This is a genomic window from Chthonobacter rhizosphaerae (assembly GCF_013839525.1).
Classification (GTDB): domain Bacteria; phylum Pseudomonadota; class Alphaproteobacteria; order Rhizobiales; family Pleomorphomonadaceae; genus Chthonobacter; species Chthonobacter rhizosphaerae.
Genome location: NZ_JACDIS010000010.1, coordinates 133,115 through 149,953, shown reverse-complemented (window position 1 = coordinate 149,953; position 16,839 = coordinate 133,115). Strand labels below are relative to the sequence as shown.

Genomic DNA, 16,839 nt, shown 5'->3' with positions numbered 1-16,839 from the left:
GCCGCCGGCCGGCCGCGACGGGAGCGCCACCTTTCCGATCGTTCACTTGTGTCCGGCTCCGCCACCGGCCACGTTCACGCCCCGTCGCCGAATCCAGCCGGGAGCGCTACAGTGGACGCCATGCGCGTTCTGATCATCGAAGACGACACCGAAGCCGCGTCCTACCTCACCCGCGTCCTCCAGGAGGCGGGGCACGCGTCCGTCCATGCGGCGGACGGCGAGGAGGGGCAGCGGCTGGCGGAAGCCGGCGGCTTCGACGTGCTCGTGGTCGACCGCATGCTGCCGAAGCGGGACGGCCTCGCCATCGTGGAGGACATGCGCCGGCGGAACGACCGCACGCCGGTGCTGATCCTGTCCGCCCTCGGGCAGGTGGACGACCGGGTGATCGGCCTTCGCGCCGGCGGCGACGACTATCTGACGAAGCCCTACGCCTTTACCGAACTCCTCGCCCGCATCGAGGCGCTCGCCCGCCGCAACCAGCCGGGCGGCGTGGAGACGAGCTACCGGGTGGGCGACCTGACGCTGGACCGCCTGAACCAGCGGGTGACCCGCGGCAACACCGAGATCGTGCTGCAGCCGCGGGAGTTCCGCCTCCTGGAATACATGATGCGGAACGCCGGGCAGGTGGTGACGCGCACCATGCTGCTGGAGCACGTGTGGGACTACCACTTCGACCCGCAGACCAACGTGATCGACGTGCACGTATCGCGGCTCCGGTCCAAGATCGACAAGGGATTCGACCACCCGCTCCTCCACACCATCCGCGGCGCGGGATACATGATCCGTGATTCCGTCCCCGATTAGGCTGGTCCGCACGACCGCCTTCAAGCTGGCGATCGTCTACCTGGTGGTCTTCACCGGGCTGACCCTGTTCCTGATCGCCTACATCTCGCGCACGACCACCGATCTCCTGGCCCGGCAGCTAGAGGCATCCATCACCAGCGAGATCAGCTCGCTGGTGGAGCAGTACCGGCGCGGGGGACTGCGCCAGCTGGTGAGCGCGGTGGAGATCCGCAGCCGGCGGCCGAGCGCCAGCCTATACCTGGTGGCGGACTTCTCCGGCCGCACCATCGTGGGCAACGTGGCCGACCTGCCGCTCGCGGTGCTGAACTTGCCGGACGGGCGGCCGGTGCAGGTGAGCTACAGCCGGCTCGACGGCGAGCTGACGCGCGAATTCCAGGCCGTGGTGCGGGTGTTCGCCCTGCCGGGCGGATTCCGCCTGCTGGTCGGCCGCGACGTGGGCGAGCGGGTGGAGTTCGAAACGGTGATCGCCGAATCGATCCAGTTCGCGATCGGCGTCATGGTGGTGATGGGGCTCGTGACCTGGGTGTTCGTGAGCCGGTCGGTGCTGGGCCGGGTGGAGAACATGGCCGACACGTCGCGCCGGATCATTTCCGGCGACCTCAGCCGGCGCCTGGAGGTGACCGGCAGCGGCGACGAGTTCGACAATCTCGCCGAAAGCCTCAACCGGATGCTCGACCGGATCGAGGCGCTGATGACGGGCCTGAAGGAGGTGTCGGACGACATCGCCCACGACCTGAAGACGCCGCTGACCCGGCTCAGGACGCGCCTGGAGACGGCGCTTCGGGACGGCGCCGGCGAGGCGGGCTGCCGGGAGGCGATCGGGGCTTCGATCGAGGACGCGGACGAGCTGATCCACCTGTTCGACGCGCTGCTCCGGATCGCCCGGGTGGAGGCGAAATCCTCCGGCGACGAACTGGTGCCGCTCGACGCGGCGGCCATCGCGGCCGACGTGGCGGAGCTCTACGAGCCCGTCGTGGAGGACGCCGGCGGGCGGCTGATCACGGACGTGAAGGGGCCGCTGCCGATCGCCGGCAACCGCGCGCTGGTGAGCCAGGCCCTTGCCAACCTCCTCGACAACGCCATCAAGTATGCCCTGCCGCCCGACGGCGCGCCGGCCGGCGCGGCCGGGGAGGTGACTCTGCGGGCCGAGCAGGCGGGCCGCGGGGTGCGCCTGACCGTGGCCGACCGCGGGCCGGGGATTCCGCCGGAAGACCGGCCGCGCGTGACCCAGCGGTTCGTGCGCCTGGAACGGAGCCGGACCCTGCCCGGTTCGGGCCTCGGCCTCAGCCTCGTCTCGGCGGTGGCGGGCCTGCACGGCGGGCGGCTGGATCTGGCGGATGCGGGCCCGGGCCTCTCCGCCACCCTGATCCTGCCGGTCCGCCAGGACCCGGACGGCGCGGAGATGAGGACCGATGGAACCGACGTCCACTGACAAGCCCCGATCCGACGCGGCCGGGCCGCTCGGCGCCCGCATCCGCCGTGTGCCGGAGGCCGGCCCCGATCTGGCGCTCGCCCGATCGGACCTTGCCGACGGCCTCGCCCGGGACGGCGGGGACGCGCTCAGGGAGGCGCTGAGCGCCGCGCCGGACGCGGAGGCGCTGGTGCTGGCGGCCGCCTCGGACAGCCCGTATCTGCGCGAGCACCTGTTCCGGAAGCCGGAGCGGCTGGCGCGGATCATCGGGCAGGCGCCGGAGGCCCGCATCGCGGCCCTCGCGGCGGACCTGGTCGCCACGATCCCGCCGGACGAGGCAGGCGCCATGCGGATGGTGCGGCAGGCCAAGCAGGAGGCCGCGCTCGTGATCGCGCTCGCCGACCTCGGCGGGATCTGGGACGTGCCGGCCGTCACCCGGGCGCTGACGACGATCGCGGACGCCTCCGTGCGGGCGGGGGCGCGCTTCATCCTGCGGGCGGCGCACACGGCCGGAAAGCTGACGCTGCCGGACCCGGACGATCCGGAGACGGGCTCGGGCTGGATCATCATCGCCATGGGCAAGCATGGCGCGTTCGAGCTGAACTATTCGTCCGACATCGACCTCATCGTCTTCTACGACCGGGACATCGCCCCGGCGCCGGAGGACGCGGACGTCGCCACCCTGTTCGTGCGCATGACGCGCCAGCTGGTGAAGATCCTCCAGGAGCGCACCGCCGACGGCTACGCCTTCCGGACCGACCTGCGGCTGAGGCCCGACCCGGGCGCGACGGCGATCGCCGTGTCGGTGCTGGCGGCGCTGCAATACTACGGCAGCATGGGGCAGAACTGGGAGCGCGCCGCCATGATCAAGGCGCGGCCCTGCGCCGGCGACGTGACGGCGGGCGAGCAGTTCCTGAAGGAGATCGCGCCGTTCGTCTGGCGCAAGTACCTGGACTATGCGGCGATCCGGGACATCCACTCGATCAAGCGGCAGATCCACGCCCACAAGGGCCACGGCAAGGTGGCGGTCTACGGCCACAACGTGAAGCTCGGGCGCGGCGGCATCCGGGAGATCGAGTTCTTCGTCCAGACCCAGCAGCTGATCGCGGGCGGGCGCAACCCGGACCTGCGCGGCCGCGGCACCATCGCCATGCTGGACGCGCTGGTCGCCCACGGCTGGCTGGAGGCGGCGACGCGGGACGACCTCGCCGAGGCCTACGGCTATCTGCGGGCCGTGGAGCACCGGATCCAGATGGTGGCGGACGAGCAGACCCATACGCTGCCGGACACGCCCTCAGGCCTCGCCCGCATCGGCCGCATGATGGGCGAGCCGGACGTGGAGGCCTTCGCGGCGGGGCTGGAACGGCGGTTCCACACGGTGTCGGCCCACTACGCGGACCTCTTCGAGGAGGAGGCGTCGCTCGCCGGCAGCCTCGGCAACCTGATCTTCACCGGCGACGAGGACGATCCGGACACGCTGGCGACGCTCGCCGGCCTCGGCTACCAGCGGCCGCAGGAGGTGACGCGCGCGGTGCGGGCCTGGCACTTCGGCCGCTACGCGGCGACCCGCTCGACCCGGGCGCGGGAGATCCTGACCGAGATCACGCCGAACCTCCTCCAGGCGCTCGCCGAGACGGACGCGGCGGACGCGGCCTTCATCGCCTTCGACACCTTCCTGAAGAACATGCCGGCGGGCGTGCAGCTCTTCTCCATGCTGTCGGAGAACCGGGCGCTGCTCAGCCTGGTGGCGACCATCATGGGCACCGCACCCCGGCTCGCCGGCATCGTGGGACGGCGGCCCCATGTGATGGACGCGGTGCTGGAGCCGGCCTTCTTCGGCACGGTGCCGGACGCGGCGGAGCTGGACCGGCGGCTGGACGTGACCCTCGGCGAGAGCCGCGCCTACGAGGAGGTGCTGGACCGCGCCCGCATCTTCGGCCAGGAGCAGATGTTCCTGATCGGCGTGCGCGTCCTCTCCGGCACCATCACGGCGCGGCAGGCGGGAGCGGCCTTCGCGCGGCTGGCGGATGTGATCCTGTCGCGGCTGCTGGCGGCGACGCTGCACGAGCTGGAGAAGGCGCACGGGCGCGTGCCCGGCGGCCGCGTGGCGCTGATCGCCATGGGCAAGCTCGGCGGGCGGGAGATGACCGCCGCCTCCGACCTCGACCTCATCCTCCTCTACGACCACGATCCGGAGGCCTCCGCCTCCGACGGCCCCCGGCCGCTGGCGCCGAGCCAGTACTTCGCCCGCGCCACCCAGCGTCTGGTGACGGCGCTCTCCGCCCCGACGGCGGAGGGCAAGCTCTACGAGGTGGACTTCCGGCTCCGCCCATCCGGCAACGCGGGGCCGCTGGCGACCCGCGTGGACGCGTTCGCGCGCTACCAGCGCCAGGACGCCTGGACGTGGGAGCACATGGCGCTGACTCGCGCGCGCGTGGTGGCGGCGACCGGCGGGCTCGGCGAGGAAGTGGAGGCGGTGATCCGCGAGACGATCGCCCGGCCGCGCGACCGGGAGGTGATCCTCGCCGACGTGACCGACATGCGGGCCAGGATCGAGCAGGAGAAGGGGTCGAGCGACCCGTGGGACATGAAGGTGGCGCCGGGCGGGCTGATCGACGTGGAGTTCATCGCCCAGACGCTGCAACTTCTCCACGGCGGCACGCACCCGAAGATCGTGTCGACGAACACGGAGGCGGCGCTGGTGATGGCCGAGCGCGCGGGCGTGCTGGCCCGGGCGGACGGAGAGGTGCTGATCCCGGCGATCCGCCTCTACAACGACCTGACCCAGGTGCTGCGCCTGTCGATCACCGGCCGGTTCAAGCCGGCGGACGCGCCGAAGGGCTTTCTCGCCCTCGTCACCCAGGCGGGCGGGATGCCGAGCGTGGAGACGCTGCAGACCCACCTCAAGGAGACGCAGGCGAGCGTGCGCGCCGCCTTCGAGCGGCTGATCGGCACCGTGGAGCGGAAGAAAGGGTGACGGGTGCTCGCCGCGGCACGGCCCGGGGCCATGCCGCGCGGCATCGGGTCTGTGGCGTGCGCCGGTCAGGCGGCCCGCACGGCGCCCGGGAAGTCTTCGTCGGCCTCGATGACGAACTGGGGCGCCGTGACCGGCAGGCCGAGATCCAGGCGAAGACGGCGCTCGAAGCCCATCATCATGTCCTCGACCTCTTCGCGGGAAACCGGAAGGCCGGCCTCCTCCAGGTCGCGCACGATGCGCGTGACGGCGCCGTCGTAGCCGCGGTCGCCGAGGCCAGCCTCGACCACGCGCGCCACGTAGCGGCAGAGCGCGTCGTCGCGGAAGCCGAGCCGCTCTCCCGCCCAGACGGCGATCGACATGGCGCCGAGGGTGGCCACGCAGGCCAATCGCTGATCCGCACCGGTGTATTCTGACATCGAGCGTCCTCCCGTTGCTTGCTGTTGCCTCCAACCGGCTCTTGCGGCCGGCTCCCCTCCGGGCTGATCCGCCCGTTCCAGGGGTACAGTCGGGCGCGGCATCGGAGCCGCACCCTTACGCGACAGAACAGGACAAACGCGGCACGCCTCCCCACGCAACTCCCGCGCACCGCCCAACGCAGACACAATGAACGCCGGCCGCTCGAGACGAGGGCCGGCGCTTTCGCGAACGCCGGCCGGTCAGCGGTTCCGCAACCGCCGCAGCAGGCTGATCGCCACGCTTTCCCAGTTCCCGCGGCGCCAGTCCACACGGTGGTGGCCGCGGGTGCCGGGCATTCCTGGGCCTGGACCTGATCCCGGAGGGAAGATGGTGATGCGACGGTCGCCCCGCCCGGCACGACGGGCGATGGCAAGACCGAGCGCGGCCGCTCCGACGATCAACGCGGTACCAAAGCCCCAAATCACCACGACCAGTGTAGCACCGATCCCGCCAGCGCCAGAGAATATTTCAGACAAAAACACCACCCATTCCGGCGGAACGGGAAGAAGATCCGAGTTCAGCGCCGCAACATTGCCGGCGGCCTGGACCAGCGCGTGCATGGCCCAGGCGATCAGCGACCAGACGACGAAGGCCGCCCCGGCGAGGCCGATGACGAGCGGCCTCATCGGGTCACCGTCCGGGCGGCGCCGTCGGTGCGGGACACGGCGACCGGAGCCGCGTGCTCGGCCTTCAGCGCCGCGATGTGCTGGCGGATGAGCGCCATGTTCTTCAGGTTGGCCTTGAAGAACACGTCCGCCACGTCGCCGAGGAGCGGCACGGCGCCGATGGCGGCGTCGACGGCGATGTTGGCGAGCATCTTGCGCAGGATCCGGTCGGGCACGCCGATCTTCTGCGCCTCGTAGACCAGGTAGGCCGACAGGCAGAGCGTGGCCGCGTCGCCGATGCCCGGCACCAGACCGATGACGGAATCCGCGCCGAACCGCAGGCGCGTGCCCGGGATGCCGACCGCGCTGTCCATGACGCGGGCGAAGGTGTCGAGACGCCGTTCCACCGCGACCAGGTCGGCCAGGGTGGAGGCGACCGCAGGGGCGCGAACGGCGGACGGCGGGATGATTTCGGCAGTGATCGGCAAGGGATCCCTCCAACAGGCGGACAAACAGTCCGCATCACGTGGAAGGGTCCGACATCGCGAGCGCAAGCGCTCGCCAGAGGGGCCCGGACCCGATGGGGATTATGTCGGAACGGGCAGCGGGGATTTCAACAGGAGCGGTGAAAAACGGGAGAAGGCTTTTTGCGACCCGGTGATGGCGCGTCGCGCATTCGCGCCGGAGCGGGCGAGCGCCGAGGGGAGGGCTGTCGGGTGAAGCCGCGGCAGGAGATCCGCGGCCGGGAGAGCGGTTCCGCTCCCTGCCGCCCGTCAGTGCACCGACCGACTGGCGCTTCGGGCGTTAGCCACCGCGACGGCGCGGGCGAGGCCGGAGGAGGCGGGGACGGTGGTCTGTTCGGCGACCGCGGCGGTGCCGTCGCTGGCCGTCGGGGCGGCGATGCGGGGGAAGCGGACCGTCACGGTGGTGCCGATGCCTTCCGACGACTCGATCGTCATGCTGCCGCCGTGGAGTTCGACGAGGGAGCGGGCGATCGCGAGGCCGAGGCCGGAGCCCGGGTGCTTGCGGGTGAGCTGGTTCTCCACCTGCACGAAGGGCTGGCCGAGCTGCTGCAGCGCGTGGGCCGGGATGCCGATACCCGTGTCCGCCACGGTGAGCATCATCATCTGACCCTGGACGGCGGTGGAGACCGTCACGGAGCCGTTCATGGGCGTGAACTTCAGCGCGTTCGACAGGAGGTTGAGGGCCACCTGCTTGATGGCGCGGCGGTCGGCCACCATGGGGAGGGAGGCCTCGAAGCTGGTGACGAGCCGGATCTTCCGGTCCTCCGCCTGTGGCGTCATGATGCGCGTGCTGTCGGCGATCACGTCGTCGAGGACGACGCTGTCGAGCGACAGGTTCACGCGGCCCGCCTCGATCTTCGACATGTCGAGGATGTCGGAGATGACGTTGAGCAGGTACGTGCCGCTCTCGTGGATGTCGCGGCAATATTCGTCGTACTTCGGCGAGCCGAGGTCGCCGAACATGCCCGAGCGCATGATCTCGGAAAAGCCGATGATGGCGTTGAGCGGCGTGCGCAGCTCGTGGCTCATGGAGGCGAGGAATTCCGACTTCGCCCGGTTGGCGGCCTCGGCGCGGGCCTTCTCCTCGGCGTACTTCTCGGCGAGCTCCACCAGCTGGCTGGTCTGGAGCTGCATCTGGTGGCGGCTCTGGCGCAGGTCCGCGACGGTCGCCATCAGGCGACGCTCGCTGTCGAGAAGGCGCTCCTCGTGGCGCTTCAGCTCGGTGATGTCGGTGCCGACCGACACGAAGCCGCCGTCCTTGGTGCGGCGCTCGTTGATCTGCAGCCAGCGCCCGTCCTCCAGCTGCGCCTCGTAGGACCGCTCGCCGGAGAAGTCGCCCATCTTGCCGTGGCTCTGCACCACCGGCTGGCGCGCCGACACCATGACGGCGTCGTAAGGCGTGCCCGGGCGGGTGACCGTGTCGGACAGCTGGTGCAGGGACTGGTACTTGGAATTGCACATGACGAGGCGGTTGTCGTCGTCCCACAGGACGAAGGCCTCGGAGATGGTCTCGATGGCGTCGCGCAGGCGGAGATCGGCGGTGGCGGTCATCTCGGCAAGGCGCTTCTGCTCGGTCACGTCCACCGCGATGCCGATCAGGTGGGGCGCGCCGTCCCGGTCACGGACGATCTCCAGCCGGGCGCGCAGCCAGACCCAGTTGCCGTCCGCGTGGCGGATGCGGAACTCCAGGTCGGCGGCGTTCTGGCCGGTCTCCAGGATGTCGCGGGCGAGGCTGTAGAGGTCCATGTCGTCCTGGTGGATCATGGCCTGCAGCTCGCTGAAGCCCATCAGGTCCTGGTTCGGCTGCATGCCGAGGATGACGTACATAGACGGCGACCAGAACAGCCGGCCGCGGGCGAGATCCCAGTCCCACAGGCCGCAGCGGCCGCGCCGGAGCGCGGTGTCGACCCGGATCTGGGTGGCCGCGTAGATGCGGTCCGCCTCGGTCGCCCGGGAGGTCTGGGCGAAGAAGGCGTAGACCATCACGATCAGGATGCAGCTCGTGCCGATGAAGAGCGACACGTTCATCGACACGTCGCGCCGCCAGTTGAGGAAGATCTGGTCGGTCGGCTGGTAGACGGCGACGGAGCCGCGGGCGCCGGCCAGGTGGTGGACGGTCGCGAACGCCTCCCGGCCGTCGCCGAGGGTCATCGGCAGCACGCCGGCGCGCTCGCCGAACACCACCATGGGCTGCCCGGGGCCGAACAGGGCCGCGAGGTTCTGGCCGACGAGGGCGCTGTCTTCCGGGGCGGTCGCCTGGATCTCGCCGTCCACGTCGGCGACGAGGATCATGCGCCCGTCGCTGGTGGCGGACGGAGGCAGGGCCTCGCGGAGCGCGGTGCGCACGGCGGTGGCGTAGCCCTCGGCGGTGGCGTCCTCCGGGGCGCTCGCCGACAGGGTCGCGTCGAGGGTCTCGGCCAGCATGGCGATCATGTCGCGGGCGGTCGCGCCGGTCTCGTCGCGGCGCTCGGCGAGGTTCGTCACACGGGCGACACCGACCACGAGCAGGAATACCGCGATGAGGACCGGGATCGAGCGGCGGAAGATGGGCTCGGCCTGGACGAGCCGCCGGTAGGCCGGCTGGGCGAGAAGGCGGGCGTGACCCTTCAGGGCGCCCTCCGGTTCGGCGGCGCTCTTGAAGAAGAGAGATCGCCACCCGCTCGACGCGTTGGCAGAGTCCGCCCGCGCCATTCCCGGTACCCCCACTCGCTATGCTCGGTTGCGACGAACGCCCGGGAGGTACGACGCGCCCCGAATCGACCAAGTCAGTGTGAATCAGAGCGATTCTCGCTGTCCAGCGCCGGGGTCTGAAAAACCCGTTAACGACCGCCGAGTCGGCCAACTTGCAACACCCTCCACCCGGCCGCCTCGGCCGGGCGGGAGGGGGCGGGCGGGAGGAGCGGCCGGTCAGGCTAGGGCCCGCTCCACGATGTCGCTCACGTCCCGCGACAGGGTGGGCTTGCCGGCGATCCGCTTCAACGCCGCCTCGGCCTTCGCGCGCCGCCTGGCCTCGTAGCTCCGCCAGGAGCGGAAGCTGGTCACGATGCGGGCGGCCACCTGCGGGTTCGTGCCGTCGAGGAGCAGGACCACGTCGGCCACGAAGTCGAACCCGGCTCCGTCCGGGCGGGCGAACTGGGTGGGGTTCAGGTTGGCGAAGGAGCCGATCAGGGAGCGGGTCCGGTTCGGATTGCGGAACGAGAAGGACGGGTGCCGGGTCAGACCCCGGACCCGGTCGAGGGTGGACGGATCGGGCGCCGTCGCCTGGACGGCGAGCCACTTGTCGACGACGAGGGGAACGGATCCGAAGCGATCGTGAAATCGCCCGAGGGCCGCCTCGGCCCCCGGAGCGTTGCGGTGGACCAGCATGGAAAGGGCGGCGACCCGGTCGGTCATGTTGGTGGCGAGGTCGAAGCGGCGCTCCACCGCCTCCAGCACCTCCATCCGGCCGGTCGCGGCCAGAAGGTCGAGGGCGGCGTTGACCAGCGACCGCCGGCCGGCGCCGGCGGCGTCCGGCGTATAGGCCACGTCCCCGGCCTCGCTCGCCTCCGAGACGATGTGCGCCAGCGTGGTCTCCAGGCGCGCCCCGATGGCCGCGCGCAGGGTGCGGTGGGCGGTCGCGATGGCGTCCGGATCCACGTTCTCGCCGATCTCGCGGGCGACGTCGTTCTCGCCCGGCACGGCGAGCATCAGGGCCCGGAAGGCCGGGTCGAGCGTTCCGTCGGCGATGGTCTCGTCGAGGGCGTCCAGGTAGGCCGGGTCGATGCGCGGGGTGACGCCGGACCGCGCCGCCTCCGACCCGGCGACCAGCATGGTCATGGCCAGCGTGGAGGCCGCCTGCCAGCGGTTGAACGGGTCGCCGTCGTGACGCATCAGGAAGGTGAGGTCCGACGGGGTCAGGGCGATCTGGGGCTTCACCGGGGCGGAGAAGCCGCGGAAGAGCGACGGCACCGGCCGCTCCGACACGCCGGTGAACACCACCTCGTGGCGGGTCTCGGTGAGGGCGATCACGTCGTCGCGCACCTCCGCGCCGCTGACCGATGCGTAGGTCATGTCGGCGCCGTTGGAGCCGACCAGGCCGAAGCGGACCGGAATGACGGCCGGCTGCTTCACCGGCTGGCCCGGCGTCGGCGGCACGGTCTGGGTGAAGGTGAGCCGGTAGGTGCGGGCGGACGGATCATAGGCCTCGGCGATCTCCACCGTAGGCGTGCCGGCCTGGGAATACCAGTGCATGAAGGCGGAGAGGTCGCGGCCGGAGGCCTCGGCGAAGCAGGCGACGAAATCCTCCATCGTGGCGGCGTCGCCGTCGTGGCGGTCGAAGTAGAGGTCCATGCCGGCGCGGAAGGCGTCGTCGCCCACCAGCGTCTTCAGCATGCGGATCACCTCGGCGCCCTTCTCGTACACGGTGGCCGTGTAGAAGTTGTTGATCTCCTTGTAGACCTCCGGCCGGACCGGGTGGGCGAGCGGGCCGCCGTCCTCCGGGAACTGGTGGCTGCGGAGCGTGCGCACGTCGGCGATGCGCTTCACCGGGCGCGAGCGCATGTCGGAGGTGAACTCCTGGTCGCGGAAGACCGTGAGACCCTCCTTCAGGCAGAGCTGGAACCAGTCGCGGCAGGTGATGCGGTTGCCGGTCCAGTTGTGGAAGTACTCGTGGGCGATCACCGCCTCGATGCCGGCATAGTCCGTGTCGGTGGCGACGTCCGGGTCGGCGAGCACGTACTTGTCGTTGAAGACGTTGAGGCCCTTGTTCTCCATCGCCCCCATGTTGAAGTCCGACACGGCGACGATGTTGAAGACGTCGAGGTCGTACTCCCGGCCGAACACCTCCTCGTCCCACCGCATGGAGCGCTTCAGCGCGTCCATGGCGTAGTCGATCCGGGTCTCGTTGCCGTGCTCCACGTAGATGCCGAGCTCCACCGGGCGGCCGGAGGCGGTGGTGAAGCCGTCGATCCTGGCGGCGAGGTCGCCGGCGACGAGTGCGAACAGGTAGGACGGCTTCGGCCAGGGGTCGTGCCAGACCGCATAGTGCCGGCCGTCGGGCAGGTCGCCGGCCTCCACCCGGTTGCCGTTGCTGAGGAGGACGGGCGCGAGCGCCTTCGGGGCCTCCATGCGCACGGTGTAGACCGCAAGCACGTCCGGTCGGTCGAGGAAGTAGGTGATGCGGCGGAAGCCCTCGGCCTCGCACTGGGTGCACCAGGTGCCGCTCGACCGGTAGAGGCCCATCAGCTTGGTGTTGGCGGCCGGGTCGAGGCGGGTGACGATCGTCAGGCGGAACGGATCCTCGGGCGGCGCGTGGAGGACGAGCCCGTCCGGGTCGGTCGCATAGGCGTCGCCGGGCAGCGGCACGCCGTCGAGGGCGAGCTGGACGAGGACCAGCTCGTCGCCGTCGAGGCGCAGCGGCGCGCCGGACGGGGTTCCGTCGCGGCGGCGAAGGGCCAGGGTGGCGGTGACCAGCGTGTCCGCCTCGTCGAGGGCGACGTGAAGATCGACTGTGTCGATCGCGTAGGCGCTCGGCCGATAATCCGACAGGCGGACGGGATTCGCGGTTTCGGTGCGCAACGGCTGGCCCTCGCAGAAGCAATCCTTTGTGGTCTAGCGCCGGGGATAAGGAGGTTCAATAGCGGCCCGGTCCCCCGCCGGCCGGGGCGGATCGCGGCGCGTGAAAGAAAAATCGCGCCGGGACTTGCACTTGCCGGGAGAGGCATCCACATGGGGGTCACCATCAACAACCGAAAGGAGGTGATCCAGTGTCTCATTGTCATCAGTTGCGGTCCGCCGCTCACGGGTCCTGGATCGTCGCCTCGTTCGAGGTGACCTCCGCCTGAGGCGGCTCCGGCTTCGTCCGGATGACCGCGACCGGCAATGGAAAGGCCGCTCCCGACGAGGGGGCGGCCTTTCTCGTTTCGGGAGCGGGGCGCATCCGGGATGTCACGGTGTTGGCACAGCGTCCACGGTCCGTCACGGTGACGTCGGAGGGGACGACGGGAATGATCGAGACCACATGGCCGACGAGCGACTGATCGTGCGGGCCGCGCCCGGACCGGCCGGACCGGCGGTCGTGGACGGCGTGGACGAGGAGCGGATCCGGCTCCTGGTGGAGCGCTTCTACGGCGCTGCCCGGAGGGACGACCTTCTCGGCCCCGTGTTCGCGGCGGCGGTGCCGGACGAGCGCTGGCCCCAGCACCTGGAGACCATCCGGGCCTTCTGGTCGTCCGCGCTCCTGAGGACCGGCGGATACGGCGGCAGGCCGTTGCCCGCGCACCTGGGGCTGCCCGGCCTGGAGGACGCGCACTTCCTGCGCTGGCTCGCCCTCTTCCAGGAGGCGGCGCGCCAAACCTTCGGCCCGGAGGCCGCGAGCGCGGTGGTGGAGCGCGCCGAGCGCATGGCCAACAGCTTCCGCCTGGCGATCCGGATGCAGCGGGGAGAATCGACCGCCTGGCTCGGCCCCATCAGCGCGCCGGAGGCAGGGCCCCCGAGAGCGGGCGATGCATGAAAAAAGAGGAGAGCACGAGGCTCTCCTCTGAAGTTTGGACCGCAAAACCGCGCGAACGCGGCTGCCGGATAACCGGCGAGCGGGACCGTCTGCGCCAGCTGAACGATCCCGCCCGCCAACAGTAACGCTATTCGGGTAGAACGTGCACGCCTGAAATTCAGGGTTATACTTACTCAATTGCTAACTTTACCCGTGCGACGCTTCGTCCTTGCCGGCGGCACGCGATCCGAGCAGGCCCCGGATGGCGTTGGCGACGATCACGTGGCCGGCGTCGTCGCCCATGGACATGATGCTTTCCGGGTGGAACTGCACCGCCGCGATCGGCTCGCGGGCGTGCTCGATGGCCATGACGATCCCGTCGTCGGTGACCGCCGAGACCTCGAACCCGGCGGGCAGCCGGTCGCGGACCGCGTGGATCGAATGGTAGCGGCCGACGATCACCCGCTCCGGCAGGCCGGCGAACAGGATGGAGTTGCGCGCGACGCTGATCTCCGACGGCTTGCCGTGGACGGGCGTCTCCAGCCGGGCGAGGTCGCCGCCATAGGCCTCCGCCATGGCCTGAAGGCCGAGGCAGACGCCGAACATGGGCAGGTTGCGCTCGCGAATCGCCTGGATGGTTCGGGTGCAGTGGAAGTCCGACGGGCTGCCCGGGCCGGGCGACATCACCACCATGTCGGGCTTCAGCGCGTCGAAGAGGGCCGGGTCCACGCCGACGCCCTTGGACGAGCGGATCGTCACCACCTCGGCGCCGGTCTGGCGGAAGTAGTTGGCGAGCGTGTGGACGAAGCTGTCCTCGTGGTCGACGAGCACGATCTTGAGGCCCGCGCCCACCTGGTCCGGCCCGTTGGCGAGCACCGCCGAGCGGGCCTTGCCGGCCTCGCGGATGGCCGCCAGCATGGCCGAAGCCTTGAGCTCGGTCTCCTTCTCCTCCTCCATCGGGTCGGAATCGTAGAGAAGCGTCGCGCCCGCCCGGACGGCCGCGATGCCGTCCTTGATGCGGACGGTGCGGAGCGTCAGGCCCGTGTTGAGATCGCCGTTGAACAGGATGGCGCCGACCGCGCCGCCGTACCAGGCGCGCGGGCTCTTCTCGTGGTCCTCGATGAACTGCATGGCCCAGCGCTTCGGCGCGCCGGTGACGGTGACCGCCCAGGCGTGGCTGAGGAAGGCGTCGAGCGCGTCCATGCCTTCGCGCAGGCGCCCCTCGATGTGGTCCACCGTGTGGATGAGGCGCGAGTACATCTCGATCTGGCGCCGGCCGATGACGCGCACCGACCCGGGCTCGCAGATGCGGCTCTTGTCGTTGCGGTCCACGTCGGAGCACATGGTGAGCTCCGCCTCGTCCTTCTTGGAGTTGAGGAGGGTGCGGATCTGCGCCTCGTCCTCGATGGCGTTCCGGCCGCGCCGGATGGTGCCGGAGATCGGGCAGGTCTCCACCCGCCGGCCGGAGGTGACGCGCACGTACATCTCAGGCGACGCGCCGACCAGGTATTCCGCCTCGCCGAGGTTGATGATGAAGCCGTAGGGCGACGGGTTGATCTCCTGCAGCCGGCGGGAGATGGCGGACGGCGGCGCGGCCGGGCGCTCGTAGAAGGTCTGGCCGGGCACCACCTCGAAGAGGTCGCCGCGCTTGAAATATTCCACCGCCTTGGAGACCGAGGCGGCGTATTCGCCGGGCTCGTGGTCGCCGCGGCCGGGGATGCGGTCCGACGGGCGGAAGGGCGTGCGCGCGCCGTCGCGGGGCAGGTCGTCCGTCGACATGCCGGCGACCGTGAAATCGTAGGCGTAGACCGTGGCGGCGGCCCGGTAGTGGTCGACGATCAGGATCTCGTCGGGGAAATAGAGGACGAGGTCGCGCTGGTCGTCCGGCCGGTCGAGCCTGAAGTCGATCGGCTCGAACTGGAAGGCGAGGTCGTAGCCGAAGGCACCCCAGAGGCCGAGGTTCTGGTCCTCCTCGCTGCGGAAAAAGGCCACGAGCCGGCGGATGACCGAGAAGACCGACGGTTGGCGCGAGCGCTCCTCCTCGGGGAAGCCGGGCTCCGGCGCCTTCACCGTGAGGCTGATCCGCTCGGGGCCGGCCTCGAAGCTGACGAGGTCGTCGCCGCCCTCGATGGCGGCCCGGAAGGCCGGCAGCAGCACGCGGCCACGGGCGTTCAGCGCCTCGATGGTGAGGCCGCGGCCGCGGGCGGTGAGCGCCACCGGCGGGTTCAGGAACGCGATGTCCCAGCGGGCGTAGCGGCCGGGGTATTCGTAGTTGGAGGAGAAGACCGCGCCGCGGCTCTCGTCCAGCTGGTCCACGTAGGTGAGGGCGGCGTCCTTGTAGGTCACCTGCCGCGGCGTGCGCTCGACGGCGACGCCGCCCGCGGTCGTGAACGCTCCAGTCTCCACCATCAAGGCGTCCTTCCCCAGTCTCGTCCGCGTCATCGGTCCGTTGTCCCAGCCGGGTCGCCGCGGGTCGACCCGGTTTTCGGACCTTCTCGTGAGCCAGACACGAAAAAGGCCGCCGGGTTCGTCCCGGGCGGCCATTTTGAATGCTCACACGCACGCATGCGGAAGCAGCCGCCCGATCAGGAGCGCCGCCACCACCAGCCAAGAGCCACGTGCGAAAGGGTCATGACCGATAGCGATAGCGGAAGGCCCGAAGGGGCGCAAGCCGGTTGCGGGCGCGCCCGATCAGCCGTCGAACCGCCGCGCCTGCCAGGCGCCGCCGGTCTGGACGAGGTGCGTGACGAGCCGCCGGCCGTCGAACCGGTGGAGGAGAAGGCCCGGCGTCTCCAGGGTGTATTCCGGGTTGCCCAGGCCGTCGCCGGGGCCGAGCGCGATGGCGTGGCAGAGGGCCGGAGCCGTCATCGCGATCGTGCCGCCGAAGCTCGCCGTCACGTGCCGGTGGACATGGCCGGCGACGACGCGAAGGACCGAGGGATGCCGCGCGATCACCGCCTCCAGGGCGTCGGCGTCGGTGAGGCGCCAGCCGTCCATGATCGGCAGCCCGGTCTCGAACGGCGGATGGTGGAGGAACACGAGGGTCGGGCGGTCCGGCGCGGCGGCGAGGGCGGCGTCCAGGAAGGCGAGGCCGTCGGCCCCGACCGTGCCGTGGATGGCGCCATCCACCAGGGTATCGAGGCCGACGAGACGGAGCGCGCCGAGGTCCACCGCGTGGTTCAGGCGGCCAGTGGCCGGAAGATAGCCGTGGCCGGGAAAGGCGGCGCGGATCATGTCCCGGTCGTCATGATTGCCGGGCACGAGGAACACCGGGGCCTTGATGCCGCCGAGGAGGCCGGCCGCGACCGCGTATTCCTCAGGCACGATCGTGTCGACCAGGTCGCCGGTGACGATCACGGCATCCGGCGCGTCCGGCAGGGCGGCGATGCGCTCCACCGCCCGGCGCACATGCTCCGCCGTGTCCACGCCCGGCACCACCTCGCGGCCCGGAACGGTGCAGTGGAGGTCGGAAATCTGGGCGATCAGCACGGCGGTCCTCGGCGGATTCGGACGACGGACCCATGGTGTCGCCGATCGGGCGGAACGTCCATGGGGGAGGGCAGGATGGTGCCAGATCTGTGACCGCCTGCGAC

11 protein-coding genes are annotated in these 16,839 nt (G+C 70.6%); 4 read left to right on the top strand and 7 right to left on the bottom strand.

Going from position 1 to position 16,839, the window contains the following annotated elements; all coding sequences use genetic code 11:
- Positions 1-120: 120 nt before the first annotated feature.
- Genes HND91_RS17455 through HND91_RS17445 form a run of 3 tightly spaced genes read left to right on the top strand, consistent with a single transcriptional unit; the run spans position 121 to position 5,192 of the window.
- Entirely contained in the window at positions 121-804 is a 684-nt protein-coding gene (locus tag HND91_RS17455) for a response regulator transcription factor (protein WP_181707876.1), read from the top strand.
- Positions 785-2,236: a sensor histidine kinase gene (locus tag HND91_RS17450; protein WP_343057385.1), complete on the top strand. Its 1,452-nt coding sequence runs from the start codon at positions 785-787 to the stop codon at positions 2,234-2,236. The genes HND91_RS17455 and HND91_RS17450 overlap by 20 nt, the downstream gene beginning before the upstream one ends.
- Complete coding sequence (locus HND91_RS17445) at positions 2,217-5,192, top strand: bifunctional [glutamine synthetase] adenylyltransferase/[glutamine synthetase]-adenylyl-L-tyrosine phosphorylase (RefSeq protein ID WP_181707875.1); 2,976 nt, start codon at positions 2,217-2,219, stop codon at positions 5,190-5,192. The genes HND91_RS17450 and HND91_RS17445 overlap by 20 nt, the downstream gene beginning before the upstream one ends.
- Positions 5,193-5,257: 65 nt before the next feature.
- On the opposite strand, the gene HND91_RS17440 is transcribed toward HND91_RS17445, so the two are convergent.
- The 5 genes from HND91_RS17440 to pepN form a co-directional block, all read right to left on the bottom strand.
- A complete protein-coding gene (locus HND91_RS17440; protein WP_181707874.1) occupies positions 5,258-5,608 on the bottom strand; it encodes an ATPase inhibitor subunit zeta in 351 nt (116 codons plus the stop codon).
- A gap of 240 nt (positions 5,609-5,848) precedes the next feature.
- Positions 5,849-6,274, bottom strand: coding sequence for a hypothetical protein (locus HND91_RS17435; RefSeq protein WP_181707873.1), 426 nt, complete (start codon positions 6,272-6,274; stop codon positions 5,849-5,851).
- Positions 6,271-6,741 carry a DUF4112 domain-containing protein gene (locus tag HND91_RS17430; protein ID WP_210272763.1) on the bottom strand — a complete coding sequence of 157 codons (471 nt, stop codon included), beginning with the start codon at positions 6,739-6,741 and terminating at the stop codon, positions 6,271-6,273. Before HND91_RS17430 ends, HND91_RS17435 begins: the two co-directional genes overlap by 4 nt.
- A 285-nt stretch (positions 6,742-7,026) precedes the next feature.
- Positions 7,027-9,468: a sensor histidine kinase gene (locus tag HND91_RS17425; protein ID WP_181707872.1), complete on the bottom strand. Its 2,442-nt coding sequence runs from the start codon at positions 9,466-9,468 to the stop codon at positions 7,027-7,029.
- 216 nt (positions 9,469-9,684) lie between these two features.
- Positions 9,685-12,333, bottom strand: coding sequence for an aminopeptidase N (gene pepN / locus HND91_RS17420; RefSeq protein ID WP_181707871.1), 2,649 nt, complete (start codon positions 12,331-12,333; stop codon positions 9,685-9,687).
- A 442-nt stretch (positions 12,334-12,775) separates the two neighbouring features.
- Between pepN and HND91_RS22870 the strand changes: the two genes are divergently transcribed.
- The gene (locus HND91_RS22870; RefSeq protein ID WP_246329545.1) at positions 12,776-13,267 is read left to right on the top strand and encodes a group III truncated hemoglobin; all 492 of its coding nucleotides are present in this window, start codon (positions 12,776-12,778) and stop codon (positions 13,265-13,267) included.
- Between the two features lie 186 nt (positions 13,268-13,453).
- On the opposite strand, the gene HND91_RS17410 is transcribed toward HND91_RS22870, so the two are convergent.
- Both HND91_RS17410 and HND91_RS17405 read right to left on the bottom strand, forming a co-directional pair.
- Complete coding sequence (locus HND91_RS17410) at positions 13,454-15,688, bottom strand: anthranilate synthase (RefSeq protein WP_246329544.1); 2,235 nt, start codon at positions 15,686-15,688, stop codon at positions 13,454-13,456.
- Between the two features lie 249 nt (positions 15,689-15,937).
- Positions 15,938-16,735, bottom strand: coding sequence for a metallophosphoesterase (locus HND91_RS17405; protein WP_181707870.1), 798 nt, complete (start codon positions 16,733-16,735; stop codon positions 15,938-15,940).
- Between the last annotated feature and the right edge of the window lie 104 nt (positions 16,736-16,839).